The sequence below is a fragment of the Geomonas propionica genome (assembly GCF_016458235.1).
GTDB lineage: Bacteria > Desulfobacterota > Desulfuromonadia > Geobacterales > Geobacteraceae > Geomonas > Geomonas propionica.
Window position 1 is genome coordinate 277,760 of record NZ_JAEMHK010000003.1, and the last position, 25,059, is coordinate 302,818.

At 62.9% G+C, this 25,059-nt stretch carries 22 protein-coding genes; 18 read left to right on the forward strand and 4 right to left on the reverse strand.

Going from position 1 to position 25,059, the window contains the following annotated elements:
- Positions 1-31 precede the first annotated feature (31 nt).
- Complete coding sequence (locus JFN90_RS05910) at positions 32-1,102, reverse strand: pyridoxal-phosphate-dependent aminotransferase family protein (protein ID WP_199394172.1); 1,071 nt, start codon at positions 1,100-1,102, stop codon at positions 32-34.
- Positions 1,103-1,487: 385 nt separating this feature from the next.
- Between JFN90_RS05910 and der the strand changes: the two genes are divergently transcribed.
- The 17 genes from der to holA all read left to right on the forward strand — a co-directional run bounded on the left by der (position 1,488) and on the right by holA (position 20,339).
- A complete protein-coding gene (gene der / locus JFN90_RS05915) occupies positions 1,488-2,810 on the forward strand; it encodes a ribosome biogenesis GTPase Der (protein WP_199394173.1) in 1,323 nt (440 codons plus the stop codon).
- An 81-nt stretch (positions 2,811-2,891) separates the two neighbouring features.
- On the forward strand, positions 2,892-4,631 hold the full coding sequence (locus tag JFN90_RS05920; RefSeq protein ID WP_199394174.1) for a response regulator: 1,740 nt from the start codon (positions 2,892-2,894) through the stop codon (positions 4,629-4,631).
- A 1-nt stretch (position 4,632) separates the two neighbouring features.
- Positions 4,633-5,001 (forward strand): response regulator, encoded by a 369-nt coding sequence (locus JFN90_RS05925; protein WP_199389425.1) that lies wholly within the window; start codon positions 4,633-4,635, stop codon positions 4,999-5,001.
- Positions 5,002-5,033: 32 nt separating this feature from the next.
- Positions 5,034-7,088: a chemotaxis protein CheA gene (locus JFN90_RS05930; protein ID WP_199394175.1), complete on the forward strand. Its 2,055-nt coding sequence runs from the start codon at positions 5,034-5,036 to the stop codon at positions 7,086-7,088.
- A complete protein-coding gene (locus tag JFN90_RS05935; RefSeq protein WP_199394176.1) occupies positions 7,088-7,888 on the forward strand; it encodes an ExeA family protein in 801 nt (266 codons plus the stop codon). The genes JFN90_RS05930 and JFN90_RS05935 overlap by 1 nt, the downstream gene beginning before the upstream one ends.
- 27 nt (positions 7,889-7,915) lie before the next feature.
- The gene (locus tag JFN90_RS05940; RefSeq protein ID WP_199394177.1) at positions 7,916-8,725 is read left to right on the forward strand and encodes a chemotaxis protein CheW; all 810 of its coding nucleotides are present in this window, start codon (positions 7,916-7,918) and stop codon (positions 8,723-8,725) included.
- Between the two features lie 24 nt (positions 8,726-8,749).
- The gene (locus JFN90_RS05945) at positions 8,750-9,148 is read left to right on the forward strand and encodes a response regulator transcription factor (protein WP_199394178.1); all 399 of its coding nucleotides are present in this window, start codon (positions 8,750-8,752) and stop codon (positions 9,146-9,148) included.
- Entirely contained in the window at positions 9,148-9,654 is a 507-nt protein-coding gene (locus JFN90_RS05950; protein ID WP_199394179.1) for a chemotaxis protein CheW, read from the forward strand. The genes JFN90_RS05945 and JFN90_RS05950 overlap by 1 nt, the downstream gene beginning before the upstream one ends.
- Positions 9,648-10,775 (forward strand): response regulator, encoded by a 1,128-nt coding sequence (locus JFN90_RS05955; RefSeq protein ID WP_199394180.1) that lies wholly within the window; start codon positions 9,648-9,650, stop codon positions 10,773-10,775. Before JFN90_RS05950 ends, JFN90_RS05955 begins: the two co-directional genes overlap by 7 nt.
- Positions 10,776-10,806: 31 nt before the next feature.
- Complete coding sequence (locus JFN90_RS05960; protein ID WP_328755388.1) at positions 10,807-12,795, forward strand: HEAT repeat domain-containing protein; 1,989 nt, start codon at positions 10,807-10,809, stop codon at positions 12,793-12,795.
- Positions 12,795-13,664, forward strand: coding sequence for a CheR family methyltransferase (locus tag JFN90_RS05965; RefSeq protein ID WP_199394182.1), 870 nt, complete (start codon positions 12,795-12,797; stop codon positions 13,662-13,664). The genes JFN90_RS05960 and JFN90_RS05965 overlap by 1 nt, the downstream gene beginning before the upstream one ends.
- Entirely contained in the window at positions 13,661-14,728 is a 1,068-nt protein-coding gene (locus JFN90_RS05970) for a protein-glutamate methylesterase/protein-glutamine glutaminase (protein ID WP_199394183.1), read from the forward strand. The genes JFN90_RS05965 and JFN90_RS05970 overlap by 4 nt, the downstream gene beginning before the upstream one ends.
- Positions 14,729-14,755: 27 nt before the next feature.
- Positions 14,756-15,574, forward strand: a complete 819-nt coding sequence (locus JFN90_RS05975) for a GAF domain-containing protein (RefSeq protein WP_199394184.1) — start codon at positions 14,756-14,758, stop codon at positions 15,572-15,574.
- A 28-nt stretch (positions 15,575-15,602) separates the two neighbouring features.
- The gene (locus JFN90_RS05980) at positions 15,603-15,980 is read left to right on the forward strand and encodes a response regulator (RefSeq protein ID WP_199394185.1); all 378 of its coding nucleotides are present in this window, start codon (positions 15,603-15,605) and stop codon (positions 15,978-15,980) included.
- 272 nt (positions 15,981-16,252) lie between these two features.
- Positions 16,253-18,727, forward strand: a complete 2,475-nt coding sequence (gene leuS / locus JFN90_RS05985) for a leucine--tRNA ligase (RefSeq protein ID WP_199394186.1) — start codon at positions 16,253-16,255, stop codon at positions 18,725-18,727.
- An 18-nt stretch (positions 18,728-18,745) separates the two neighbouring features.
- The gene (gene lptE, locus JFN90_RS05990; RefSeq protein ID WP_199394187.1) at positions 18,746-19,270 is read left to right on the forward strand and encodes an LPS assembly lipoprotein LptE; all 525 of its coding nucleotides are present in this window, start codon (positions 18,746-18,748) and stop codon (positions 19,268-19,270) included.
- A 79-nt stretch (positions 19,271-19,349) separates the two neighbouring features.
- A complete protein-coding gene (holA, locus tag JFN90_RS05995; protein WP_199394188.1) occupies positions 19,350-20,339 on the forward strand; it encodes a DNA polymerase III subunit delta in 990 nt (329 codons plus the stop codon).
- A gap of 116 nt (positions 20,340-20,455) precedes the next feature.
- On the opposite strand, the gene rpsT is transcribed toward holA, so the two are convergent.
- Positions 20,456-20,719: a 30S ribosomal protein S20 gene (gene rpsT / locus JFN90_RS06000; protein WP_199394189.1), complete on the reverse strand. Its 264-nt coding sequence runs from the start codon at positions 20,717-20,719 to the stop codon at positions 20,456-20,458.
- Positions 20,720-21,035: 316 nt separating this feature from the next.
- On the opposite strand from rpsT, the gene JFN90_RS06005 reads away from it, so the two are divergent.
- Positions 21,036-21,665 (forward strand): class I SAM-dependent DNA methyltransferase, encoded by a 630-nt coding sequence (locus JFN90_RS06005; RefSeq protein ID WP_199394190.1) that lies wholly within the window; start codon positions 21,036-21,038, stop codon positions 21,663-21,665.
- A gap of 263 nt (positions 21,666-21,928) precedes the next feature.
- Here JFN90_RS06005 and JFN90_RS06010 read toward each other — a convergent pair whose 3' ends face one another.
- Together JFN90_RS06010 and JFN90_RS06015 are read right to left on the reverse strand one after the other, a co-directional pair.
- Complete coding sequence (locus JFN90_RS06010; RefSeq protein WP_199394191.1) at positions 21,929-23,320, reverse strand: cytochrome C; 1,392 nt, start codon at positions 23,318-23,320, stop codon at positions 21,929-21,931.
- Between the two features lie 253 nt (positions 23,321-23,573).
- Entirely contained in the window at positions 23,574-25,028 is a 1,455-nt protein-coding gene (locus JFN90_RS06015) for a tetrathionate reductase family octaheme c-type cytochrome (RefSeq protein ID WP_199394192.1), read from the reverse strand.
- Between the last annotated feature and the right edge of the window lie 31 nt (positions 25,029-25,059).

Sequence of the window (25,059 nt, forward strand, 5' to 3'; positions counted from 1 at the left end):
GGGGGAGCTGAACTGCTCCCCCCCTTCGTCTTTAGAGACCCTGCAGCAGTCCCTCCAATTCGGTTGTGATCTGTTTGAGATCTTCCAGCTTCATGTCGCCCATGTGCGCGACGCGGAAGGTCTTCCCTTTCAGCTTCCCGTAGCCGTCATCGAACGCAATACCGCGCTCCCCCAGCTGTTTTTTGATCAGTGCCAGGTCCACGCCGCGCTCGTTGGTGGCGCAGGTGAGGGTGACCGAGCGGTACGGCTCGGCCGGCAGGATGCCGAAGCCCTGCTGTACTGCCCAGGCGCGCATGAAGTCGGCCATCTCCTGGTGACGCTGGAAGCGCCGCTCGAGCCCCTCGGCGAAGATGCGCTCCAACTGCAGGTCCATGGCGTAGATGAGCGAGATGCACGGCGTGGACGGGGTGTTGTCCTTCTCGTCGGCAGCCAGGAATTCGAGGAAGTCGAAGTAGTAGCCGCGCCCCGGGACGCTCTTGGCGCGCTCGAGCGCCTTCTCGCTGGCGGTGAAGACGGCCAGGCCCGGCGGCAGCGCGAACGCCTTCTGCACCCCGAAAACGCAGCAGTCGATGCCGATTTCGTCGATCGGGATGTTGAGCGCGCTCATGGAGGAGACGGTATCTATGATGGAGACCACGTCCGGGTACTTCTTGAGCACCTGGCCGATCTCGGCAAGCGGGCTCATGGTACCGGTGGAGGTCTCGTTGTGGATCAGGGTGATGGCGTCGTACTTGCCGGTGGCCAGTGCCGCGTCCACCATCTCGGGGGTGATGGGCTGGCCCCATTCCGCCTTGAAGGCGTCGGCTTCCTTGCCGCAGGCGAGGGTCACGTTGTGCCACTTGTCGGAGAAGGCGCCGTTGCAGAAGTTGGCGCAGCGTTTGCCGACCAGGTTGCGCACCGCCCCTTCCATGGCGCCGAAGGCGCTCGAGGTGGAGAGGAACACCTTCTCTTTGGTGGACATGAGTCGCTTCAGCTTGTCGGTCACGCCCTTGTGCAGGCGCGCGTACTCCGGCATGCGGTGGCCGATCATCGGTGTAGCCATGGCCTCTAGGATCTCCGGGCTCACTTCTATCGGACCGGGGATATACAGCTTCTTGTGCATGTAGGCTCCGTTTCAAGCTTTTTCTGCCGGCAGCGTGCGGCGGGGAGGGGGTGGGGAAGGGGCGCAACGCGAAGGTGCACGCGGTGCGCGAGCCTGCTGCAGGCGGATCGCCAAGCTAGCAGATTACGCCGTCGATGTCAATTCTCACGTCCTGGTTTTGTAACACAAAATGAGGCGATCAGGCGGCGCGGGAGAGGGGCACACAGCCGCTGCTGCGTCCATCGGCGGGAACCTCCGGCTCTGCCCGGGAAATCCCGCCTATATTGTATATGTTGCGTATTGCTCGGCAAAATGTTACACATACCGGTTAGCTGTCAAATACATTAAAACGGAAAGCTGCGCCATTTTAGTTGGTTACCATTGGCCGCCTTCCCGCTGGAAAATCATGAAACCTATTATTGCCATCGTCGGTCGCCCCAATGTCGGGAAATCCACCCTTTTCAACAGGCTGGTGGGGCGCCGTAAGGCGATGGTCCACGATATGCCCGGGGTGACCCGGGACCGCAACTACGCCGAGGTGAACCGTTTCGACCTCCCCTTCATCCTGGTCGATACCGGCGGTTTCGAGCCGGAAACCTCCGACAAGCTTTTGCAGCAGATGCGCGAGCAGTCCCGCTTCGCCATGGAGGAGGCCGATGTCATCCTCTTCCTGATGGACGCCCGCGACGGGCTTACCCCCGCCGACCGCGACGTGGTGTTGATGCTCAGGCGCATCAACAAGCCGGTCTTCTACATCATCAACAAGGTGGACGGCGACAAGCAGGAGGCCAACGCGGGCGACTTCTACGCCCTCGGGGTGGACCAGATCCACACCATCTCCGCCGAGCACAACCGCGGCGTGGGCGACCTGATGGACGAGGTGCTGGGCGCGCTCCCCTACAACCGCGACCCCGACGACGAGGAGGAGATCACCAAGATCGCCGTGGTGGGCCGCCCCAACGTGGGCAAATCCACCCTGGTGAACCGCCTTCTGGGCTACGAGCGCGTGGTGGCCAACCCCACCGCCGGCACCACCCGCGACTCGGTCGATACCCGCTTCATGGTGAACAAGAAGCCCTACCTGTTGATCGATACCGCCGGCATCCGCAGGAAGGGAAAGACGGTGCAGGCGGTCGAGAAGTATTCGGTGGTGGATGCCCTGCGCTCCATCGACCGCGCCGACGTGGTGCTCATCGTCCTGAACGCCGAGGAGGGGGTCACCGAGCAGGACACCAAAATCGCCGGCTACGCCTACGAGGCCGGGCGCGGTTGCATCTTCGTGGTGAACAAGTGGGACACGGTGCTGAAGGACAACTCCAGCATAAGTAAGTTCACCGACGATATCCGCCGCAACTTCAAGTACCTTCCCTTCGCCCCGATCCTGTTCGTCTCGGCGCAAAGCGGGCAGCGCACCGGCAAGATCGTCGCCGAGGTGGACCAGGTGATGGAGCAGTACTGCAAGAGGGTGAGCACCGGTGAGTTGAACCGCATCTTCAACCAGGCGGTGGACGAGAACCACGCCCCGCTGGACGGCGGCAGGCGGGTCAAGTTTTTCTATGCGACCCAGGTGGGGATCAAACCTCCTTCCTTTGTCATCTTCACCAACCGTCCTGAGGGGATTCATTTTTCCTATGAGCGGTACATCATGAACCGTTTTAGAGAGGCATTCGGCTTCAGCGGAACTCCTTTAAAGCTTATGTTCCGTGGCAGAGACAAGAAAGATACTTAAATCATTCTTTACTTGGCCGATACGATGGTTTAGTATGATGCCTATTTCTAACCCACCCCCTACTAACAGCGAGCGGCATCAATGAGTCTAGTCGGCAATTTGGAAGATCTCGGCTTAGGCGAGATCCTGCAGATCGTAAGCCTGAGCAGGAGGTCCGGCGTGCTCGCCCTGCAAAGCAGGGGACGGGAGGCGCGGGTAATCTTCCGCAACGGACAGGTGATCCGCGCCACATCCACGACTTTCCAGCAGAACCTGGGCGAGGTGCTGATCCAGCAGGGAGTCATCGACCTGGGGATCCTGAAGCGCGCGCTCAGCATCCAGGCCGACGAGGGGTACACCCAGCTTCTGGGCGTGATCATGGTGGAGCGCTTCGGGGTGAGCGCCGACGCCATCGAGGCCGTGGTGCGCGAGCAGATCGAGAACGTGGTCTACTCGCTGTTCGCCTGGGCCGAAGGGACCTTCGAGTTCGAACTGCAGGAAGTGGGGGACGGCGATAACACCAGGCTGGACCCGGTGCAGTTCATGCTGAAGCAGGGGCTCAACCCGCAGTACCTGGCCATGGAAGGTTCCCGCATCATCGACGAACAGCGCCACCGAGGCGAGGGTGACGATGACCATGTCGCCCCCCAGGACGAGTCGGTCGACTTCGCCTTCGACCTGCTGCAGGAGCCGTCCGCTGCCGCTCCCGCCACGCCATCCCCCACGCCAGAAACTCCCCCATCCACCGCCCCAACAAAGCCAGAGCCCGCCCCTGTTTGGAGCGCCGCGCCCGCAGACCTGGGGCAGGGCAAGCCGTTGGTGCTGGTGGACGACGACCCCGCGACGCTTACGGTCATGACTGGGCTCCTTGCGGAGCTTGGCTACCGGGTCGAGGCGATGGAGCGGGGAGAGGATGCGCTGATACGGGTCGATTCCCTCTACCGCGACGGCATGCGCCCGACGGTACTGGTCGACCTGATCATGCCGCGCATGGACGGCACCGGCATACTGGGTGGCCTGGAGCTCATGGAGCTTGTCCGCAACAATTTCCCGGAGCTGCCGCTTTTGGGGGTCTCCGACTTTGAAAACGACGAGGCGCAGCGCAAGTTGCGCGGCTTGGGCATTCGGCTGCTGATGAAGCCGTTGAAGAGCGAAGTCGAGGAATCCCGCGAGACCTTCGCGCCGCGGCTCACGGCGGCCCTGGAGAGTCTGGCGGCCGGCGCCGAGTCGGGTTTTACCAGCGTCAACATCGGCGACGAGCTGAGGCTGGAGATGGGCGAGGAGCCGGCCCTTTACGCCCCGCAGCTGAACCAGAGCACCGGTATCTCGCAGTTGCGCGGCATGCTCGAGGAACTGAACAACCCGCAGCTTGGCGGAGGGATCATCCTCTTGGTGCTGCGCTTCGCCGCCGAGTTCGTGAACCGCGCCGTGGTGCTCCTGGTCAAGAAGGAAACCGTCCAGGGGCTGGGGCAGTTCGGGCTGCAGGACCGGGACGGCGGCGCCGACGCGCGGGTTCGCAACCTCACCATTCCCAGGGGAGAGCCGTCGCTGTTCACGGAGGTGCTCGAGACGCGCTTTCCGGTGCGCGGCGAGGCCGACGCCTCGGTGTGGACCCACCACTTCCTAGAGCAGTTGGGGGGCGGACGCCCCTCCGAGTATTTCGTGGGGCCGATAGTGAGCGAAGGCAAGGTGGTCGCCATTCTCTACGGGGACAACCTCCCCGAGGACAAGCCGATCGGCGACACCGATTCGCTCGAGATATTCCTGAGTCAGGCCGGCATAGCTATGGAAAAAGCCCTGTTGCAGCGCAGGCTGCAGGATCAGGGACGGGGAGAAATGTGACGTGAAGAGGATACTGATTGCGGAAGATTCCAACACCATGCGTTCCATGCTGGTTTCAACCATAGACGAGCTGGAAAAATATACCATTGTCGAGGCCGCCAGCGGCTTCGAGGCGTTGCGTCTTTTGCCGCGTGAGCAGGTGGACCTGATCATCACCGACATCAACATGCCCGACATCAACGGCCTGGAGCTGATCAGCTACGTGCGCAACAACCCCAATTACCAGTCCATTCCGCTGTTCATCGTTTCCACCGAGAGCGGCGAGAAGGATCTGGAGAAGGGGCTCGCGCTGGGCGCCAACGAGTACCTGGTGAAGCCCTTCGACCCGGTGAAGCTGCAGGAACTGGTCTGCAAGTACCTGGGTGACTAGAACGTAGAACGTCTTCTTCAAAAAGAGAGTCTATGAGCGTTGAGGATAACATTGGCAAAGCGTTGAAGGACTTCTTGGCCGAGGCCGAGGAGATTCTGGACCAGTTGAGCCTTGACCTGGTTTCGTTGAGTGACTGCGCCGACGGCGGGGAATGCAGCCCCGACCTGGTCAACTCCGTGTTCCGCGGCGCGCACTCCCTGAAGGGACTGGCGGGGATGTTCGGACTCTCGGACATCGCCGAGCTGGGCCACCACCTGGAGAACCTGCTCGACGCCCTGAGGCTGGGCAAGGTGGAGTTGGACCAGGCCGTGGTGAGCACCCTGTTCGAATCAACCGAATTGCTGGCGCACCTCGTGCGCAACGCGAGCGCGACCGGCGGCGAGGGGGCGGACCTTTCCGGCGCCATGCAGCGCATCAACGACTGCCTGACCCGCGGTCCCAAGCCGAATCAGGATTCCCCCCTGGCCCGCCTGAACATTCCCGAGCGGGTGCTCTCCTCGATGACCGAGTACGAAGAGCACCGCCTGCTGGAAAACGTGAAGAAGGGACGCCACATCCACTCCATCCGCGTGTCGCTCTTGCTGGCGAGCTTCGATTCGGACCTCATGGAGCTGACCGACGCCCTGAAGCAGGCGGGCGAGGTGATCAGCACCCTCCCCTCCGCTTCCAGCGGGCTCGACTCCGGCATCGACTTCGAGATCCTGTTCGGCTCCGAGCTCTCCGCGGGCGCACTCACCCCGATCATCGACCGCGAGCACTTGAACATCACCACCTTCGGCGAACCGGCGCAACAGGCACCGACTCCCGGCGTAGCGGCCGTGGCCGCGGCCGGGGAAGCCGGCGGCGCCGACGGTGAGTTCCTGGCCCCGGCGGCCGGCGACGGCGGCGCCATCAGCGCCAAGAGCATGAGCCGGACCGTCCGCGTGGACATCGGCAAGCTCGACCTCCTGATGAACATCGTCGGCGAGCTGGTGCTCTCCCACTCGATGATCGCCGACGTCGCCGCGCGCATGCGCCGCGACGGACTCATCGCCCCCTCCCAGGACCTGAACAAGGCGGCCAAGGGGCTGGAGAAGAAGCTCTCGGAACTGCAGAAGGGGGTCATGGAGATCAGGATGATCCCGGTGGGGCAGCTCTTCGACAAGATGACCCGCATCATCAGGAAGATCGCCCGGGAGCAGGGGAAGAAGGTCGAACTGAAGCTCTATGGCGTGGACACCGAACTCGACAAGCTGATCATCGAGGACATCTCCGACCCGGTCATGCATATCGTCAGAAACTGCATCGACCACGGCATCGAAACCCCTGAGGCGCGACTGGCCGCGGGCAAGGACGAGAAGGGGAACATCACCCTTTCCTCCTACCAGAAGGGAAACCACGTCGTGATCCAGATCGACGACGACGGCGGCGGCATCGACGTGGCGCGGGTGAAGCAGAAGGCGGTGAAGCTCGGCATCATCGGCTCGGTGGACGAGGTGAGTGACCGCGAGGCGCTGGATTTCATCTTCCGCCCCGGCTTCTCCACCACCGAAACCGTGAGCGAGATCTCCGGGCGCGGCGTGGGCATGGATGTCGTACGCACCAACATCGCCGCGCTCTCCGGCATGATCGACGTCGAAAACTTCCCGGGGCAGGGGGCGCGCTTCATCATCACCCTCCCCATTACGCTGGCCATCATCAAGGCGCTCATCATCTCCACCGCAGGACGCACCTACGCCCTCCCCATCACCTCGGTGCTCGAGAGCATCATCGTGGAGCAGAAGGAGATCAAGACCATCGAGCGCAAGGAAGTGATCCAGTTGCGCGAGACCACGCTCCCCCTGCTGCGCCTCTCCGAGCTCTTCGAACTGAAGGGGGCGGCGGCGCCGGAAAGCTGCTACGTGGTCGTGGTCGGTGTCGCTGAGAAGCGGCTGGGGCTCGTGGTCGACGACCTTTTGGGGCAGCAGGACATCGTCATCAAGTCCATCGGCGACACCTTCGCCGGGTTCCGGGGCATCTCCGGGGCCGCGGACCTGGGGGATCAGCGCACCATCCTGGTCCTCGATGTCGGTAGCGTCATCGCCGAGGCCACCCGGGGGAGTGCCTGATGTACAAGGAATTTTACGGCCTCACCGAGAAGCCCTTCAGCAAGACCCCGGATCCCCGCTTCCTCTACATGAGCTCGGGGCACCAGGAGGCGCTGGCGCGGCTCGAGTACGCGGTTGAGGAGAGCGAGATCGCCCTCCTGACCGGCGATATCGGGTGCGGCAAGACCACCATCTCGCGGGCCCTCATGGACCGGATGGGGGATCGTTACCACTTCATGTTCGTGTTCAACCCGCGTCTGACCGCCGACGAGCTGTTGCGGGTGATCGCCTCCGGTCTGCAGGTGCACGAGCCCTCCTTGCAGAAGGACCTGCTCCTGAAGGAGATCACCACGGCGCTGTACCGGCTGCACGGCGAGGGGCGAGTCCCGGTGGTGGTGATCGACGAGGCGCAGATGATCCCGGACCGGGAACTCTTCGACGAGCTGCGCCTTTTGACCAACTTCCAGTTGGACGACCGCAACCTGGTCAGCGTGATCATCATGGGGCAGCCCGAGCTGCGCGAGATGCTGGCCTCGCCGGTGTACGAGCCCTTCCGGCAGCGCATCTCGCTCAACTTCCACCTGGCGCCGCTGGGGCTGGAGGAGACGCTGGAATACCTCGATTTCAGGATCGTGGCGGCCGGAGGCGAGCCGGGCCTCTTCTCCCCGGACGCGGTGCAGAGGATCTACGAGCTTTCCGGTGGGGTGCCGCGCCGCATCAACGCGGTGGCCACCAACGCGCTTTTGATCGGCTACGGCAGGGATGCCACCTTGATCGACGCCGCCATAATCGAAGAAACCGCGGCGGAGCTGCTGGCTTAACCAACGTAGAACGGATGTTGAGGTCTTATGAATCTTGCAGAGATCAGAAAGAAGGCTTCCCGCGGCGAGGCGCAAGGGTCAACGGCGCCGGAGCAGGGGGGGCAGGCGCCCCAGGCGGAGTCGTGGCCGACGCCGGCTGAGGCCGAGGCGGTCCTCGCCGCCGAGGAACTGTCCGCTGCCGAACCGGTCGCGCCCGAGCCCGTCGTTGCCCAGCCCTTCATGCCCGAACCGGTGGACCCGGACCCGCTGCCGCGCGCCTCGGCTCCCGCATGGCAGGCTGAGCAGTTCGACGCGCCCTACCAGTACCAGGACGAGCCGGACGAGTTCGATCCGGTGGCGGTCATCCTTAAGGGACGCGAGTCCGCCTCCTTCGATGGCGAGAGCCTGCAGCAGGAGGTCGTGGAAGCGGCCAGCGTGGAACTGCTCTGCTTCCGGGTGGCGAGCGAAGAATACGCCATCAGCATCATGGACATCAAGGAGATCATCAAGCCGCGCGAGGTGACCGAGGTCCCCCGGGTTCCCTCCTTTGTGCGCGGCATCCTCTCCCTGCGCGGCAACATCATCCCGGTCTTCGACATGAAGAACCGGCTCGGCCTCGCCGACGGGGCGGTCTCGGACCGGGAACGCATCGTGGTGGTCAAGCGCCAGGAGGGCTACGCCGGCGTCCTGGTGGACGAGGTGGTGCAGGTGGTTCGCATCGCCGAGGGAGGCATCGAGCCGCCGCCGGTGGTCCTAGAGGGGATCGATCGCGAGTTCGTGCTGGGGATAGGCCGGGTCGGCGGCAGGATGCTGATCCTGCTCGACATGGAAAAGGTATTGGACGTAGGTCTTTTGTAGCGCCGGGGTGCAGGGGGGATGAGCATGGAGAAGAACAGGATCCTCGTGGTCGAGGATGAAGAGAGCTTGCTGAAGCTGGAGAGCATCCTCTTCACCTCCAAGGGGTACCAGGTCACCGGGGTGCGCGGCGGAAACGACGCCCTCAAGGCGATTGCGCAGGATGCACCGGACCTCGTGGTCCTGGACCTCATGCTTCCGGACATGGACGGCTTTGAGGTCTGCCGCAGCATCAAGGAAAACCCCGCCACCCGGGCCATACCGGTGGTGATGCTGACCGCCAAGAAGAGCAGTCGCGATCTCGAGCACGGCCGGCAGGTCGGTGCCGACGCCTACATCACCAAGCCCTTCAAATCGGTCAAGGTGCTCGAAGTGATCGAAGGGCTCCTCGGCGACAGCGCTGCAGCAGGGGGGGACGCGGTCTGATGACGGAGGAACTGCAGGAAATTCAGGTGGCCTGCCTGCGCATGGATGAAGGGCTCTACGCCGTCGACATCATGCGCATCAGGGAGATCATCAGGGTACCCAAGCTCGCCCCGCTCCCCCGCGCGCTCCCCTTCGTGGAGGGGGTGATCAACCTGCGCGGCTCCGTGATCCCGGTGGTCGACCTGAGGAAACGCTTCGGGCTTCCCGCCGCCGAGAACAAGGAGAGCGCCCGTCTTCTGATCCTCTCCATTTCGGGGCAGCCTCTGGCCCTGATGGTCGACGAGGTGACCGAGATGATCACCATCCCGCTCCGGGATCTGAAAGCGCCGCCGCGCGGGGTGCGGATCGTGGGAGGGGAGTACATGGTGGGGCTGTGCCTGGTGCGTGACGTGCCCGTTATGCTGCTCAACATCGACGCCCTGCTCACGTTCCAGGAGAAGGCCCAGTTGGGCTACCTTACCCCCCAGGGGACCACTACTACGACGAAAAAGAGCCCAGCATGCTGATAGTCTGTCCTAACTGCAAGAAAAGATTCAATGTTATCGTCAGCAGCTCCGATGAGCCGAAGAAACTGCGCTGCTCGAGCTGCAAGGCCGTGTTCCGGTTGGTGCGCAAGAGCGAGCGCCAGCCCGAGCCGCAGGCGAAGGTAAAGGTCGTGGTCGCCAACGAGAGCGCCGCCTTCTGCAAGGCGGTGGAGAAGGTCCTCGCCGCCGAGCCCTTCGAGCTCTATCTCTGCACCGACGGCAAAGAGGCGCTCGAGACCGTGCAGCGTGTGCAGCCGGGCGTGTTGCTGCTGGACGTGGCGCTGCCGACCATGTTCGGGTTCGAGGTCTGCGAGCGGGTGCGCCAGGACCCCGCCCTCACCAAGACCAAGATCGTCCTGATCGCCTCGATCTACGACAAGACCCGCTACAAGCGCTCCCCCAATTCGCTGTACGGAGCCGATGACTATATTGAGAAGCACCACATCCCGGACTCCCTGGTCTCGATGATCTACCGTCTCACCTCGGGCGACGTCCCCCCGGTGGTACGCCCGACCGAGAGCGAACTGGCGGCCCAGGAGGAGACCCGCAGCGAGATCAGGCAGGTGGAGGTCGAAGAGACATCCATGCCGGAAGCCGCTCCCTCCGTAGCGGCACCCGCGCCGGCGCCGGAGACCCCGGTGGTCGCGGCAGCCGAAGCGCCGCAAGCACCGGCACCCGAAGCACCGGCACCGGTCGTGGCCGCAGCGGAAGTTCCCGTCATCGAGGCGGTCGAAGCACCTGCCGCGGCGATACCGGAGCCCCCCGTTCCGGCGGCAGTCGAGGCGCCCGTGGAGGCCGCGACTGCGCCCGCCGCTGCGGCAGCACCTGCCCAGCCCGCTGCCCCGGCGCAGCTCCCCGAGGAGCAGGTGAAGGCCAGGCGCCTGGCGAGGATCATCGTTTCCGACATCGTCCTCTACAACCAGGCGAAAGTAGAGCAGGGGGTGCGCGAGGGGAGCTTCTACGAACTCCTGGCGGACGACATACGCGAAGGAGAGTATCTGTACCAGCAGAGGGTGTCCCAGCAGGTGCGCGATACCACTTCCTTCCTGAAAGATGCCTTTGACGAGCTAATCGCGAAGAAACGAGCCGAACTGAGCCTTTAGGAGAGAGACCCTGTCCAACGATCTGCTTGAAATCTCGGAGAGACTTGCCGATACCGACGAGGAGCAACGGCGCCTCGCGGTCATGTCCCTGCGTCGCCGTCCCTTCCCCGAGGTGATGGAACTGCTGTTCCGTGCCATGGGGGACGAGAGTTGGCGGGTGCGCAAGGAGGCGGTCAGCGTAGTCCTGCAGGCGCAGCCGCTGCAGGCGGAGGCGCTCGAAGCCCTGATCGCGCTGCTGCGCTCCGCGGACAACGCGGGATTGCGCAACTCCGCGGTCGAGTCCCTGGAACGGATCGGCGTGCCCGCGGTGGAGCAGCTCTGCGCACACCTGGGCGATCCCGATCACGACTTCCGCAAATTCATCATCGACATCCTGGGCAACATCCGCTGCGCCACCTGTCTTCCCCTCCTGGTGCAGGCGCTCGACGACGAGGACATGAACGTACGGGTTGCCGCTGCCGAGAACCTGGGCAAGATCGGCGACACCCGCGCGCTGCCCCATTTGCTCAAGGTGCTGGACGGCGGCGAGGTCTGGCTCAAGTTCACCGTGTTGGACGCCCTCTCCTCGATCGGCGCCGCCGTGCCGCTCGAGAAGCTCGAACCGCTTTTGCAGGAAGGGCTGTTGCGCCGCGCCACCTACGACTGCCTGGGTGTGCTGGGTGACCGCAACAGCTTTCCCCTGCTGCTGGAGGGGCTGCACGACAAGGCGAAGAACGCGCGCGAAGCGGCCACCATTGCGCTCATGCGCCTGCGGGCGCGCCTTGCCCCGCAGGAACAGGAAGTGCTGGTCGACCGGCAGTTGAGGGGAATGGCCGGCAGCGCGACCGCAAAAAAACTTATCGACTCGCTGCACGGCGAGGAGCCGGTCATGATCTCGGCCCTGGCCCAGCTGTGCGGTATCATGGGGGACGAGCGCGCCGCGCTTCCCCTGGTGCGCGTGGCACGCGCCGAGCGCCTGAGAGCGCCCTGTCTGGACGCGCTACGCCGCATCGGCGAGCCCGTGATGCCGCTGCTTCTGGAACACTTCCCGTTCGCCATCGCGGCCGAGCGTGCCGCCATCGTGCATCTGATCGCGGAAACCGGACGCCCCGGCAGCGAGGAGCTGCTCTTTGCCGCACTCGAGGACGACGGTGCCGAGGTGAGGCGCTGCGCCGCAGTCGCGTTGGGGCGGATGGCTCCGGAAGGTGCTGCGGCCAAGGTGGCGCGCCTGCTGGACGACGAAGAGCCGCAGGTGCGCGAGGGAGGACTGGATGGGCTGCAGCATCTTGCCGCCCGGGATGCCGCAGGCGTGGGTGCGATCTGCTCCGAACTCTTGCGCAGCCGGGACGCGCGCAAGAGGCGGGATGCCGCCATTATTCTCGGCGCTCTGGGTGACGGCGAAAGGCTCGCCCGCCTGGTGAAGGACGAGGATGCCTCGGTGCGCCGGGCCGCCGTCGCCTCGCTGGCGCGCGTGGACCTGCCGCAGGCGCTGGGCGCCCTGACCCTGTCGCTGTCGGACGAGGAGCCCGAGGTACGCGCCGCTGCGGCGCAGGCCCTTGCCGAAAAGGGAGGGGAGGAAGTGCTGGCACCTCTTTGCCTGGCCCTGGGCGACACCGATCCCTGGGTGCAGACTGCCGCGCTCAAGGGGCTTGCCGCACTTGGTGACCCGGAGGCACTGCCGGGGGTGACCGCGCTTCTCGATCAGGCCCAGGGACCGGTCCTGATCGCCGCCCTGTCGACCCTCGCGGCCCTTGGGGGCGCGCAGGCGCTCGGCCCGGTGCGGCAGGCGCTTTATCACGGTGACGAGGAAGTGGTCGAGGCTGCCATCGGCATCCTCGCAGCTCACGGCGCGGACTGGATCGACGAGCACGGCCAGGCCCTGCTGGAGCACCCGCACTGGATGGTGCGTCGCTCTTTTGTGCGCGCCCTGGCCCAATTGCAGGGAGCGGAGTCGTTGTCGGTATTGGATCAGGCGCTGGCCCGGGAGTCGGACCCGCTGGTCAAGGGCGAGATTGTTGAACTGCTCGACAGGCTGCGCTAATGCCATATTTCGAACCTGAATTGCAACTGACGGAAGAGGAATTCCGCCTGATCAGGGACCTGATCTACAACCACTGCGGTCTCTTTTTCGACGACGACAGCAAGTACCTGCTGGACCGTCGGCTCGGGCAGCGGGTGACCCATCACAACCTGGCCGGCTTCCGCGAGTACTACCAGTTCCTGAAGTACGACCGCAGGAGGGACGAGGAGATCGCGGACATCATGGATCTCCTCACCACCAACGAGACCTATTTCTTCCGCGAGGCGTTCCAACTGCGCGCCTTCACGGACGAGATCGTGCCCGAGTTGATGAAGGTCAAGCAGCGCGAGCGGACCCTGCGCATCTGGAGTGCGGGGTGCTCCACCGGGGAGGAGCCCTACACCATAGCCATGCTCCTTCTGGAGATGGGGTGCCTCCACGGCTGGCGCGTGGAGATCGTCGGCTCCGACATCAGCCACCGCGTGGTGCAGCACGCCCGCAAGGGGATCTACACCAAGGCCTCCTTCCGCGCCACCGACGAGCGCTACCTGAAACGGTTCTTCACCGAGACCGACGAAGGGTACCGCATCTGCGACGAGGTGCGGGAGCTGGTCACCATCAGCCAGATGAACCTGTTCGACGCTAACCGCCTTGCGCTTCTGGGCAAGATGGATGTCATCTTTTGCCGCAACGTGATCATCTATTTCGACCAGACCTCCAAGAAGCGTGTGATCGAGTCGTTCCACAACACGCTGCGCGGGGGAGGCTACCTCCTCTTGGGGCACTCGGAATCCCTGATGAACCTGTCCACGGCATTTGCACTGAGACACCTGAAAAACGACATGGTCTACCAGAAAACCGATACGACCGGCGGCGGAGTGCCCAAGTGAAAAAGATACGGGTAGTAGTCGTAGACGATTCAGCCTATAATCGGCGCGCCATCACCAAGATGCTGGAGGAGCTCCCCGGGGTCCAGGTGATCGGGTACGCCACCAACGGCGAGGAAGGGATCCGGCGGGTGATCGATCTCACCCCCGACCTGGTGACGCTCGACCTCGAGATGCCGCGCATGGACGGCTTCACCATGCTGCGCATCCTGATGGCGACCACGCCGGTCCCGGTGATCGTGATCAGCTCCACTTCCGGCGACGAGAAGGTGTTCAAGGCGCTGGAACTGGGTGCGGTCGATTTCATCGCGAAACCGACCAGCGTGATTTCGGACGAGCTGTTGAAGATCCAGCAGGACCTGCACCAGAAAGTCCAGGCGGTGTTCAAGCTGAACATGGCGCGGGTGCAGAAGAGGGCGGAGCCTGCTCCCCCGGCGGCCGAGGTCGCCGTTGCCTCGGCTCCCGTCGGGGCGGCGAGCAGCATCGACATCGTCGCCATCGGCTCCTCGACCGGCGGACCGCCGGCCCTGCAACGCATTTTCGCCTCCTTCAGGGACGCGCCTCCCTTCGCCATGGTGATTTCTCAGCACATGCCCGCCGGGTTCACCACCGCCTTCGCCGAGAGGCTGAACCGCAGCACCGGCTTCGAGGTGCGCGAGGCGAAGGACGGCGACGAGGTGATTCCGGGGCGGGCTCTCATCGCTCCCGGCGGCAACAACCTGGTTTTCGCCAGGCTGGGCGACAAGGTGGTGGCGCGCATCGCCCCTCCCGGCCCCAAGGACCGCTACATCCCGTCGGTGGACGTCATGTTCCGGTCCTGCGCCGAGATCTACCGCAGCCGGATGCTGGCCGTGGTGCTGACCGGCATGGGGAACGACGGGGCACTCGGCGTGCGCGAGGCAAAGAAGGTGGGAGCCCAGGTGCTGGCAGAGTCCGAGGAGTCCGCCGTGGTCTTCGGCATGCCGCGCGAGGCGATCGCCACGGGCGTGGTGGACCGGGTGGTACCCATGGACGGCATGGTGCGTGAGATTGTGCTTCGTTGCGGCCTCTTGCCGCGATTCGGTTGATCAACTAGACGTAATATCGGGGTGCGCATGCAAAAAGACGATGAACGACTGGTTCATAGCAGGGGCGAGGAGTTCCTGCAGGTTTTCAAGAAGGGAGCGGAGTTCACCCAGGAACTTTTGAGGGAGAACGAGCGTCTCAGGTTCCGTCTTTTGGAACTGGAGAAGTCCCAGGGGCCGGGCGAGGCGATGCCGGAGGCCGAGCTTAAGAAGCTCAGCGAGCGGATCGCCGACCTGGAGCAGGAGAAGCAGGAGATCCTGGACCGCATCCGGCACGTCGAGGAGGAAAATCAGGATTTCGCCGCGCGCTACCTGGAGATCGAGGACGAGAACAACAACCTCGCCAACCTCTACATCGCCAGCTACCAGCTCCACTCCACGCTCGATTTCAAGGAAGTGCTCCAGATCATCACGGAGATCATCATCAACCTGATCGGCGCCGAGGAGTTCGCCATCATGCTGCTCGACGAGAAGAGCGACGAGCTGCAGGCGGTGTCCACGGAAGGTATCGAACGCAGCGAGATCCCCTCTTTCCGTCTCGGCAAGGGGACCATCGGGACGGTAGCGGAGTCGGGCGAGAGCCACTTCGCCAGCGACTTCGAAAGCTACGAGCGCGATTTCAGCGCGCCCATGGTCTGCATCCCGCTCAAGATCAAGGAGCATGTCATCGGCGTGCTGGCGATCTACAAGCTGTTGATGCAGAAGAAGGAATTCGCGGCCGTCGACTACGAGCTTTTCACCCTGCTGGCCGGTCATGCCGCCACCGCCATCTTCAGTTCGCGGCTCTACAGCGATTCGGAGCGTAAGCTGTCGACCATCCAAGGGTTTATCGATCTATTGACGAAATAGCAGCAGTGCAATGGGGGATACAGTTCAGATGTCAGATTACAACGTATTGATAGTTGAAGATTCACCCACCATGAGGCAGCTCATCGCCTTTGCGCTGAAGCGGATCCGGGGAGTGCGGATAGTCGAGGCCAACGATGGTGTCGACGGGCTGAAGAAGCTTTCTTCGGAGCGTTTCGACCTGATCCTGACCGACATCAACATGCCGATCATGGACGGTTTGAAGTTGGTGAGCCTAGTGCGCAACGACGCCAACTACAAATCGATACCCATCGTGGTCATCACCACGGAAGGGGCCCAGGAAGACCGTGAGCGTGCCCTCGCCCTGGGCGCCAACGACTACATCACCAAGCCGATCCAGCCGACCAAGATTCTGGACGTAGCCAAGAACCTGCTCCGGATCGTCTGACCGGTTCCACCGTCCCGGCTGTTCCACTCCTCCCCTGGAGGGGGGAGGCCGGGAGGGGGCGTACACCGGCTTCGTCCACCGTCGCCGCCGGCCATGGCCCACGTGTCCCCGCGTCCCCCGGCTTTACCAAGCCGCCAAGCCACCAGGTCCACCAGCTCAACAGGTCCACCAGCTCCGCAGGTGGTGCCGTCACACACACTATTGCGCAACCGCAGCGTTGCCGACATTAAAATATTGCGCGTCCCGTTTGGGGCGCTGGAAGGCGGGGTTTAATGGAAGAAAAATACGTTCCCTCAGCAGTCGAGGGCAAATGGCAGCAGTTCTGGGATACCCACAAAAGCTTCAAGGCAACCGAAGACGCCACCCGGAAGAAGTACTACCTCCTGGAGATGTTCCCCTATCCCTCCGGCAAGATCCACATGGGGCACGTCAGGAACTACTCCATCGGCGACGTCATCGCCCGCTTCAAGAGGATGCAGGGGTACAACGTGCTGCACCCGATGGGCTGGGACGCCTTCGGCATGCCGGCCGAGAACGCCGCCATCCAGCACAAGAGCCACCCCGCCAAGTGGACCTACGAGAACATCGCCTACATGCGCGGTCAGCTGAAGCGCCTGGGCCTCTCCTACGACTGGGAGCGCGAACTCGCCACCTGCGACGTCGACTACTATAAGTGGGAGCAGAAGATTTTCCTCGAGATGTACAAGAAGGGGCTGGCCTACAAGAAATCCTCCGCCGTCAACTGGTGCCCCAAGTGCGAGACGGTGCTCGCCAATGAGCAGGTCGAAGACGGCTGCTGCTGGCGCTGCGACTCCATGGTCCAGCAGAAAGAGCTCGAGCAGTGGTCCTTCCGCATCACCAACTATGCCCAGGAACTCCTGGACGATACCTACAAGCTCACCGGTTGGCCCGAGCGCGTGCTCACTATGCAGCGCAACTGGATCGGCCGCTCGGTCGGCTGCGAGATCGACTTCCCGCTTGAGAGCGGCCTGGGCAAGATCAAGGTGTTCACCACCAGGCAGGATACCGTGTTCGGCGCCACCTTCATGTCGCTGGCCGCCGAGCACCCGCTGGCGCTGGACTTAGCCAGCACCGGGCAGCGCGCCGCCGTCGAGGCCTTCATCGACAAGGTGAAGAAGACCGATCGCATCAAGCGCTCCTCCGACGACCAGGAAAAGGAAGGCGTCTTCACCGGCTCTTACTGCGTCAACCCGGTCACCAACGTGAAGATGCCGATCTATCTCGCCAACTTCGTCCTCATGGACTACGGCACCGGCGCGGTCATGGCCGTTCCGACCCACGACCAGCGCGACTTCGAGTTCGCCAAAAAGTACGACCTGCCGCTCAAGGTGGTGATCCAGCCCGAAGGGGAGACCCTCGAAGCGGCCGCCATGACCGAGGCCTACACCGCCGAGGGGACCATGGTCAACTCCGGCCGCTTCGACGGCATGGGCAACGCCGACGCCAAGGAAGCCATTGCCGACTTCCTGGAGAAAGAAGGAATCGGCAAGAAGACCGTCAACTTCCGCCTGCGCGACTGGGGCATCTCCCGCCAGCGCTACTGGGGCAACCCGATCCCGGTGATCAACTGCGACCTCTGTGGGGTGGTTCCGGTTCCCGAAACGGACCTCCCGGTCGTGCTCCCCATGGACGCCGAGTTCACCGGCGAGGGGGGCAACCCGCTGGCGCGCGTGGAAAGCTTCACCACCTGCACCTGTCCGCAGTGCGGCGAGGCCGCGCGCCGCGAGACCGACACCATGGACACCTTCGTGCAGTCCTCCTGGTACTTCCTGCGCTACTGCTCCCCGAAGTTCACCTCCGGGCCGCTGGACCGCGAGGAGGTCGAGCACTGGATGCCGGTGGACCAGTATATCGGCGGCATCGAGCACGCCGTCTTGCACCTGCTCTACGCCCGTTTCTTCACCAAGGTGCTCAGGGACCTCGGCTACTGCAACGTGGACGAGCCCTTCTCCAACCTGCTCACCCAGGGGATGGTGATCAAGGACGGCGCCAAGATGTCCAAGTCCAAGGGGAACGTGGTCGATCCCAACGCCCTCATCGAGCGCTATGGCGCCGATACCGCCCGGCTGTTCTCGCTGTTCGCAGCGCCTCCGGAGAAGGACCTCGACTGGAGCGACCAGGGGGTGGACGGGAGCTACCGCTTCCTGAACCGCGTCTGGCGCCTGGTGTACGACGTGCTTCCGGCGATCAAGCAGGCCGGTAGCGTCCAGGTGGACCAGCTCTCCGCGGATGGGAAGAAGCTGCGCCGCGCGGTGCACAAGACCATCAAGAAGGTTTCCGAGGACGTCGAGGACCGCTTCCACTTCAACACCGCCATCGCCGCGGTAATGGAGCTGGTCAACGCCATCCACGGCTTCGCCGCCAAGGACGCCCCGGAGAACGTGGCCGTGGTGCGCGAGGCGGTCGAGTCGGTGGTGCGCCTCCTGGCCCCCTTCGTGCCGCACTTCGCCGAGGAACTCTGGGCGGAACTCGGTCACGAGGTTGCTCTCGAGCAGGCCGGCTGGCCCGGTTATGACGCCGACGCCGTGGTGGACGAGGAGATCACCGTGGTGATCCAGGTGAACGGCAAGCTGAGAAGCAAGCTGACCGTCGCCCCGGACGCCAAGGAAGACGATGTCCGCGCCGCCGCGCTGGCCGACGACAAGATCCTTCCCTATCTGGAAGGGAAGACCGTCAAGAAGGTCGTCTACGTCCCCGGCAAACTGGTCAGCATCGTCGTCGCCTAGGCCGTGAGGAAAATGCCCATGACAGCCAAAAGGCTCTGCACAACGCTCCGCTTGCTTGCCCTTGCCGCCGCGCTTTTGGGCAGCGGCTGCAGCTACAGCCCGGTCATCCAGCACGGCCCCCTGGCCGGGGCCAACGGCGTCAACGTGGCTCTCTTCGCCAACAAGAGCTACCGCGCCGGGGTGGAAGCGATCCTCGCCCGGGAGATGATCGACGAGTTCGCCTTCCGGACCGGTGGCAAGGTCCTCCCGCCGGACCGGGCGGAACTGGAGCTCTCCGGCGTCGTTCTCTCCTACAACAGCGTGCCGGTTTCCTACACCGCGGCCGACGTCATCAGGGAGTACAACGCCATCCTCGCCATCCAGGCAACCCTGCGTGACCAGAAGTCACACAGGGTGCTCTGGAAGGGGGATGTCACCGAACAGCAGGTCTATCCGGTGAACGCGAGCATCGCCCTACAGCAGGACGCCGAGGAAGCAGCCATCGAGAAAATCAGCCGGCGCATCTCCGAGCGGATCTGGCAAAAGCTCGGCGAGCGCTTCTAGGCCGACGACAGCAGCGAAGATCGACGCCGCCCATTCAGCATCAGGCTGGGTGGGCGGTTTTTTTAAGGTGAGGTCAGCAATGAAACCGGAAGAATTCAACAAGGCTGTGGAAAAGGGAGAGCTGGCAGCGCTGTACCTTTTGTACGGGGATGAGCCGTACCTCGTGGAGCGCGCGGTCAAGAAGCTGCTGGACCGGGCCGTGGATCCGGGATTTCGCGACTTCAACCTGGATGTTTTCTACGGCAACGAATGCAAGGGAGAAGAGGTCTTCGGCGCCGCCCAGACCCTGCCCATGTTCGCCGACCGCCGCGTCGTGCTGGTGAAGAAGGGAGGGGACCTTTCCGCGCATGCCATGGAGGTGCTGCTTCCGTACCTTCATGACCCGTCTCCCGGCACCTGTCTCATCCTGCAGGCCGAGAAGGTGGATGGCCGCAAGAAGTTCTACGCCGACTTCAAGAAGCGCGGAGAAGCCGTCGAGTTCAAGCGTCCCTACGAGAACCAGCTCGGGCCTTACGTGCGCGACGAGGTGCGCGCCGCCGGCAAGAAGATAGAGCCCGCTGCGGCCGACCTCCTCGCTTACCTGGTGGGGAACAACCTGCAGGAACTGGTCTCCCAGATCGAGAAGCTGTGCGTCTACTGCGGCAAGAAGGAAATCGTGGCGGTCGCCGACGTCAAGGCCATCGTTTCTGACACCAAAGTCGAGAGCGTGTTCGAATTCACCGATGCCCTGGGGAGCAAGGATCTTTCGCGCGCCTTGAAGATGCTCACCGCGCTGCTGCAGGACGGCGAAGTCCCCTTGCGCATGCTGGGGGCCGTAGCACGGCACTTCCGCCAGCTCTGGCAGGTGCGCGAACTGCTGGATCGCAAGGTGCCCCAGTCCGAACTCGCCAAGGCGTCCGGGATCAACCCGTATTTTCTGAACAAGGTAACGGTGCAGGCGCGGAACTATACGGCAGGGGAGCTGAAGCGGGTTTTCGAGCGGATGGTGGAGCTGGACCTGGCCTTCAAGTCGGGCGGGTTGGAAGGGCCTCTCTTCGAGCGTTTCGTGATGGAGGCGTGCCGGCGCTAGGCGCTTTCGGCTCCCTCCCCCGGAGGGGGAGGGTTAGGGAGGGGGAACAGTACAAGCTAGAAAAGGGAACTCCCGGTGGGAATTCCCTTTTTGCTTTCATGTAATCCGCTACCGGACTAGGCCAGGGTGTTGACCAGTTTGGTGAGGCGGGAAACGTTCCTGGAAGCGTTGGAGGAGTGGATGATCCCCTTGGTAGCAGCACCGTCGATGACCGGGATGGCAACAGCCAGAGCGGCCTTTGCAGCTTCCTGATCCTTGGTGGCAACCGCTTCGCGGACGCGTTTGATGAAAGTGCGCAGGGTAGAACGCTCGTGCTTGTTGCGCTCGGTCCTCTTTGCGGTCTGCTTGATCCTCTTGATTGCCGATTTATGATTTGCCAAACTGCACCTCCGGTATTTTAAATGTAGCTTTTAAGGTTTTTTTGAAAGAGGGATTATATAACACCCGGGCGGCGCAGAGTCAAGCATAAAACCGCCCGTAGCCGAAAATATTTCCCGCCACGCGAACAGGTGACCATACCATTCTTTGGCCGGCAAAGCCAGCAAAAAACCAGCCGGCCATCCCTGAGCCTACAAGTCCCCCCCCCCAGCCCAAGCGCATTACCTGCTACCACCTCATCACCAGCTTGACATTCTAGTATCTGAATATTATGCTGCCCCACACCAAGGCTTGCCCCGACACTAGGAGGAAAAACCAATGCCAACTCAAAACAAGCGTGACTTCAACGCCGTAGCCGACCAATGGGATCAGGAGCCGCGCCGTCTTAAGCTGGCGCAGGATGTCGTGGCTGCCATGCGCCAAGCCCTCCCCTTGAACCGCGACATGGAGGCCCTGGACTACGGTTGCGGCAGCGGCCTTGTCACCCTCGGCCTGCATCCCTTTGTCGGCCGCATCGCCGGCGCAGACAGTTCCGCCGGCATGCTGGAAGTTCTCAACCGCAAGATCCAGTCGCAAAGCCTGGCCAATGTTCTCACCCTTCCGCTCGACCTGGAACTGCAGCGTCTGGAGGGAAGCTTCGACCTCATCGTGAGCAGCATGACCCTGCATCACGTCCAGGACATCCCAGCCCTCATCGCCACCCTGTCCAAGGCGTTGAAGCCTGGCGGCTGGCTCGCCCTTGCCGACCTCGAGAGCGAAGACGGCCGTTTCCACGACGACCCCACCGGCGTTCTGCACCACGGCTTCTCCCGCGAATTCCTTACCGGCGAGTTTGCCAAAAACGGACTTACCGATGTCGCAGTGGTCACCGCGGCCTCAGTCGAAAAACAAGGCGCAGACGGCAATCCCCGCCGCTATCCGGTCCTCCTCTGCGTCGGCCACAAGTAATCCGGCGTACAACCAAGGGAAACACCGAACAGATCTCCCACGAAGCACCGCACTTGGAGCCGCACCTCTCATTGTGAAGCTTCCGAAGATATCCCAGGGAACTAAGAGTACTGTCTCCTCGTAGCGCCGCCCTCGACCCCGCGTCTCCCCCTTTGCGAAGGGGGAACAAGGGGGATTTGCCGTTAGCAATGCCCACAAAAAAAGCCCCCCTCGCGAGAGGGGGGCTTTCCTGTATCAGCATGTAGTACAAGCAGCTGTGGCTACTACCAATCTTCCTTCTGCTTCTGCGCCAGCTTCTCCATGAAAAGCTCCGGAGAGGTCAGCTTCAGGATCTCCTTGTCGGTGTATCCCAAATCCTTAAAGTTCAGCACCCCGTTGGGCGCGTGGCAGTTGGCACAGTAGAGCGCCTTGGTCTTGGTGACCAAGTGGTTGCTGCCGAAATAAATCGTCTGCCACCCCGGCACCGCCTCCTTGGCGATCTTTTCCGGGTTCTTGAGCCCCAGCGTCTTCGCCGCAGAGAGGACGCCGGCGCGGGTGTCGCCGTTGGACATCGGCTGGGCGAAATCCATGGAGAGGAGCTCACCGGTCCGCTTGTTGTAGTAGGCCTTCCCCTGGAAGATCTTGAACGGCGTGATCTTGCTCTTGCCGTCTTTCTTGCTCCCCTTGGGGCCGATGAAGTGCGGCGCGTTCTTCACGGTGCCGTTGTACCAGGCGTACACCGGCGTGGTCTCGTTGGCCTCCTTCTTCAGCGTGGTCGGCTCGTAGAACTTGTCCGGAGTCTGCTCCCAGACTGTGAAGTCCTTGGCGAAGGCGCCGCCGGTGCGCGTGATGTGACAGGTCTGGCAGGCGATCTTGGCACAGTGGCGGTTCAGGTCGGCGTCCTTGTGCGGCTTAACCCCGTGGCAGGAGGCATCGGAGCACGAGACGAAAACGCCGTCGTTGGCCCAGTTGTTGGGATCGTGGCCCGTCGGCATCTTGTGGTTCTTCGCCTTATGGCAGTCGACGCAGACCAGCCCTTTGGCGGCGTGGGCATCGGTCTCCTTGGTGAAGGTGAACCCGCGCTTGACGATGACCCCGCCGCCGGCCGCCTCATGACAGACCATGCAGTTCTTGACCGTCGGCTTGCCGATGGCGAGTGCTGCCTTCACGCTGCGGTCCTGCCCCATGACCACCTCGCCTTTCTCGTTCTTGAAGGGCTTTCTCTGGCGAAAGTCGTAATCGGTTGAGTGGCAGACCAGGCAGTCGACCGCGGCCTCGGCGGCCGCGCCGGTGCTGCCGACGTCGGAGAGGTGGTTGCCGGGGTGGCAGGTGTTGCAGCCCGAGAACTTGCTCTTTCCGGTCACCGGGCTCTTCGGGATCTCCTTCAGGTTGTTGACGATGTCGTTGCCGTTGCACATGACGTAGATGCGATTCTTCATCCCGTACTCTTCCTTGGGATTGAGCCCTTCCACGTTGGTCACCTTGGAAGCGTGCTTCCAGTGCACCGTGTCCAGGAATCCCTTGGCGCTGCCGGGGTGGCACTCCTCGCAGGTTTCAGGCCCCTTGTAGCCGCTCTTCTCGATCGATTCCTTGCCGGGGTGCACGCCTGCGCCCCAGGCGGTCGTAGCCGCCAAGGCGAGGCCGAGCACTGTCATTGTCACGCGAAATTTACTCATTGAAACCCTCCTGTTGTCATTGCTGGCTGCTCTTCACTCATTCATAGTATCGGCACAATGCCTTGATAGTTTACTTTTTCACCGATGTATGTCGAGTCTGTGGATGGTATATTTTCCGGCGCGGCTTGTGCTAATGCGCCTCCTGCCGGGATAACGGTGGCATCCAGAGCTGCTCGCTGTTGTTGCCGTGCCCTGCCCAGCTCAAAAGGAAAGAGGGACGGAATTATCCGCCCCTCTCTTGATGCCATCGCTCTTACTTCTTGGCCACCTTCTGCGCTTTGCCAAACCTGCCACCCTTTTGCATCGGGTCGCCCTTGTAGCCCAACGCTTTCCAGTCCAGGCGGCTGCCACCCATGTGGCACTCGCCGCACTGCAGCGCTTCTTCCTTGGGTGCCACCTCGTGCTGGGCGGCGATGTACGCCACCGTGTTCACGAACTGGTACTTGCCGCTGTAGGGAAGGCCTGTCCCTTCGGCGCCCAGGCGGCACGCCTTATCCCAGTCGTAGTCGACCCACAGCGATTTGTACTGCTGGAAAATGATCAGGTTCTTGTACTTGGCGTCCATCGGCTGGTCGCCCTTGTAGAGCTTGTAGGGGTAAATCTTCGACTTCTGGTCCTTGATGTCGCCTACCGGGCGCATCATCACGACCTCCTTGGTGGGATCCTTCACCTTGTCGCCCACCATGTAGCGCTCGACCAGGCCGTTGTTCCAGGCGTAGACCGGCTTCACGTTCATGCCCCAGACGAAGGTCCCCTTGTGCTTGGCGTAGGTTTCCTTGTCGAACTGCTCCTCGGCCGTGATGTTCTTGCCCACATCGGACCACTTCCACGCCATCTTGGTGGCCTGCCCCTTGGCGAAGAAGGGGATGTGGCAGGTCTGGCAGGCGACGGTGGCGAGGTGCCGGTTGATCAGTGCGCCGTTTTTCGCCTTCTGGTGCGGAGCCTTGGCGCCGGAGTGGCACTGCTCGCAGTTCACGCGGGTGTCGTAGTGGGCCATCATGCTCGACGCGCCGCCGATCTTGTGGTTCTTGGTGACGTGGCAGCTCTGGCAGGCCATGTCCTGGCCGCCGCTTTCCTTGCTCCCCATGTGCACGTCCTGGGACTTCTTGGTCTTCTCCAGGGTGGAGTCGAGGCCCGCGTTCTTGACCGCATCGCCACCGCCGCCGAAGAAGTGGCAGGCGCCGCAGTTCTTACGGGTGGGAAGGCCGACGCTCTGGGCGGCGACGTTTAGGTCCATGGCCTTCTTGTCGATGCTTTTCTTGTCGATATCGCAGCCCACCGTGGCCCTGGTGTAGTTCCCTTTCTGGGCGTGGCAGATCAGGCAGTCAACCTTGCCCTTGTCGGTGAAGTCGAAGTCGGTGCGGGTCCAGCCGTACCCGGCGTGGCATTTGCCGCAGGACTCGTGCACCACGCCATCCTTGCCCCCCTGGATCGAGGTGCAGAAGGAGTTGATCATGTTGGACTTGCCGTACTTCTTGGTGCTCTTCTCCATCCCCTTGACCATGTTGGGCGTGCCGGCCCAGGTCCAGTGGGTAGTCTTCATGAAGTCCGCCGCCTGCTGATCGTGGCACTCGAGACAGACCTTGGTCACCTCGATGCCGCTCTTGAACGGCCCTTTGACGAATTCGGCATGGTCCACCGCCGCCATTCCCTGCGCGGCCGTCGCCAACAGTGCGATCCCCGCCAAAATTCCCAACATTGCTTTCATTCAACAACCTCCAGTAGTAAATCGGCTTGCG

What these genes read in the sequence shown, in the direction of transcription:
- JFN90_RS05910 (WP_199394172.1), bottom strand. Translation starts at nt 1,102, where the DNA reads ATGCACAAGAAGCTGTATATCCCCGGTCCGATAGAAGTGAGCCCGGAG.
- der (WP_199394173.1), top strand. Translation starts at nt 1,488, where the DNA reads ATGAAACCTATTATTGCCATCGTCGGTCGCCCCAATGTCGGGAAATCC.
- JFN90_RS05920 (WP_199394174.1), top strand. Translation starts at nt 2,892, where the DNA reads ATGAGTCTAGTCGGCAATTTGGAAGATCTCGGCTTAGGCGAGATCCTG.
- JFN90_RS05930 (WP_199394175.1), top strand. Translation starts at nt 5,034, where the DNA reads ATGAGCGTTGAGGATAACATTGGCAAAGCGTTGAAGGACTTCTTGGCC.
- JFN90_RS05935 (WP_199394176.1), top strand. Translation starts at nt 7,088, where the DNA reads ATGTACAAGGAATTTTACGGCCTCACCGAGAAGCCCTTCAGCAAGACC.
- JFN90_RS05940 (WP_199394177.1), top strand. Translation starts at nt 7,916, where the DNA reads ATGAATCTTGCAGAGATCAGAAAGAAGGCTTCCCGCGGCGAGGCGCAA.
- JFN90_RS05945 (WP_199394178.1), top strand. Translation starts at nt 8,750, where the DNA reads ATGGAGAAGAACAGGATCCTCGTGGTCGAGGATGAAGAGAGCTTGCTG.
- JFN90_RS05950 (WP_199394179.1), top strand. Translation starts at nt 9,148, where the DNA reads ATGACGGAGGAACTGCAGGAAATTCAGGTGGCCTGCCTGCGCATGGAT.
- JFN90_RS05955 (WP_199394180.1), top strand. Translation starts at nt 9,648, where the DNA reads ATGCTGATAGTCTGTCCTAACTGCAAGAAAAGATTCAATGTTATCGTC.
- JFN90_RS05965 (WP_199394182.1), top strand. Translation starts at nt 12,795, where the DNA reads ATGCCATATTTCGAACCTGAATTGCAACTGACGGAAGAGGAATTCCGC.
- JFN90_RS05975 (WP_199394184.1), top strand. Translation starts at nt 14,756, where the DNA reads ATGCAAAAAGACGATGAACGACTGGTTCATAGCAGGGGCGAGGAGTTC.
- JFN90_RS05980 (WP_199394185.1), top strand. Translation starts at nt 15,603, where the DNA reads ATGTCAGATTACAACGTATTGATAGTTGAAGATTCACCCACCATGAGG.
- leuS (WP_199394186.1), top strand. Translation starts at nt 16,253, where the DNA reads ATGGAAGAAAAATACGTTCCCTCAGCAGTCGAGGGCAAATGGCAGCAG.
- lptE (WP_199394187.1), top strand. Translation starts at nt 18,746, where the DNA reads ATGACAGCCAAAAGGCTCTGCACAACGCTCCGCTTGCTTGCCCTTGCC.
- holA (WP_199394188.1), top strand. Translation starts at nt 19,350, where the DNA reads ATGAAACCGGAAGAATTCAACAAGGCTGTGGAAAAGGGAGAGCTGGCA.
- JFN90_RS06005 (WP_199394190.1), top strand. Translation starts at nt 21,036, where the DNA reads ATGCCAACTCAAAACAAGCGTGACTTCAACGCCGTAGCCGACCAATGG.
- JFN90_RS06010 (WP_199394191.1), bottom strand. Translation starts at nt 23,320, where the DNA reads ATGAGTAAATTTCGCGTGACAATGACAGTGCTCGGCCTCGCCTTGGCG.
- JFN90_RS06015 (WP_199394192.1), bottom strand. Translation starts at nt 25,028, where the DNA reads ATGAAAGCAATGTTGGGAATTTTGGCGGGGATCGCACTGTTGGCGACG.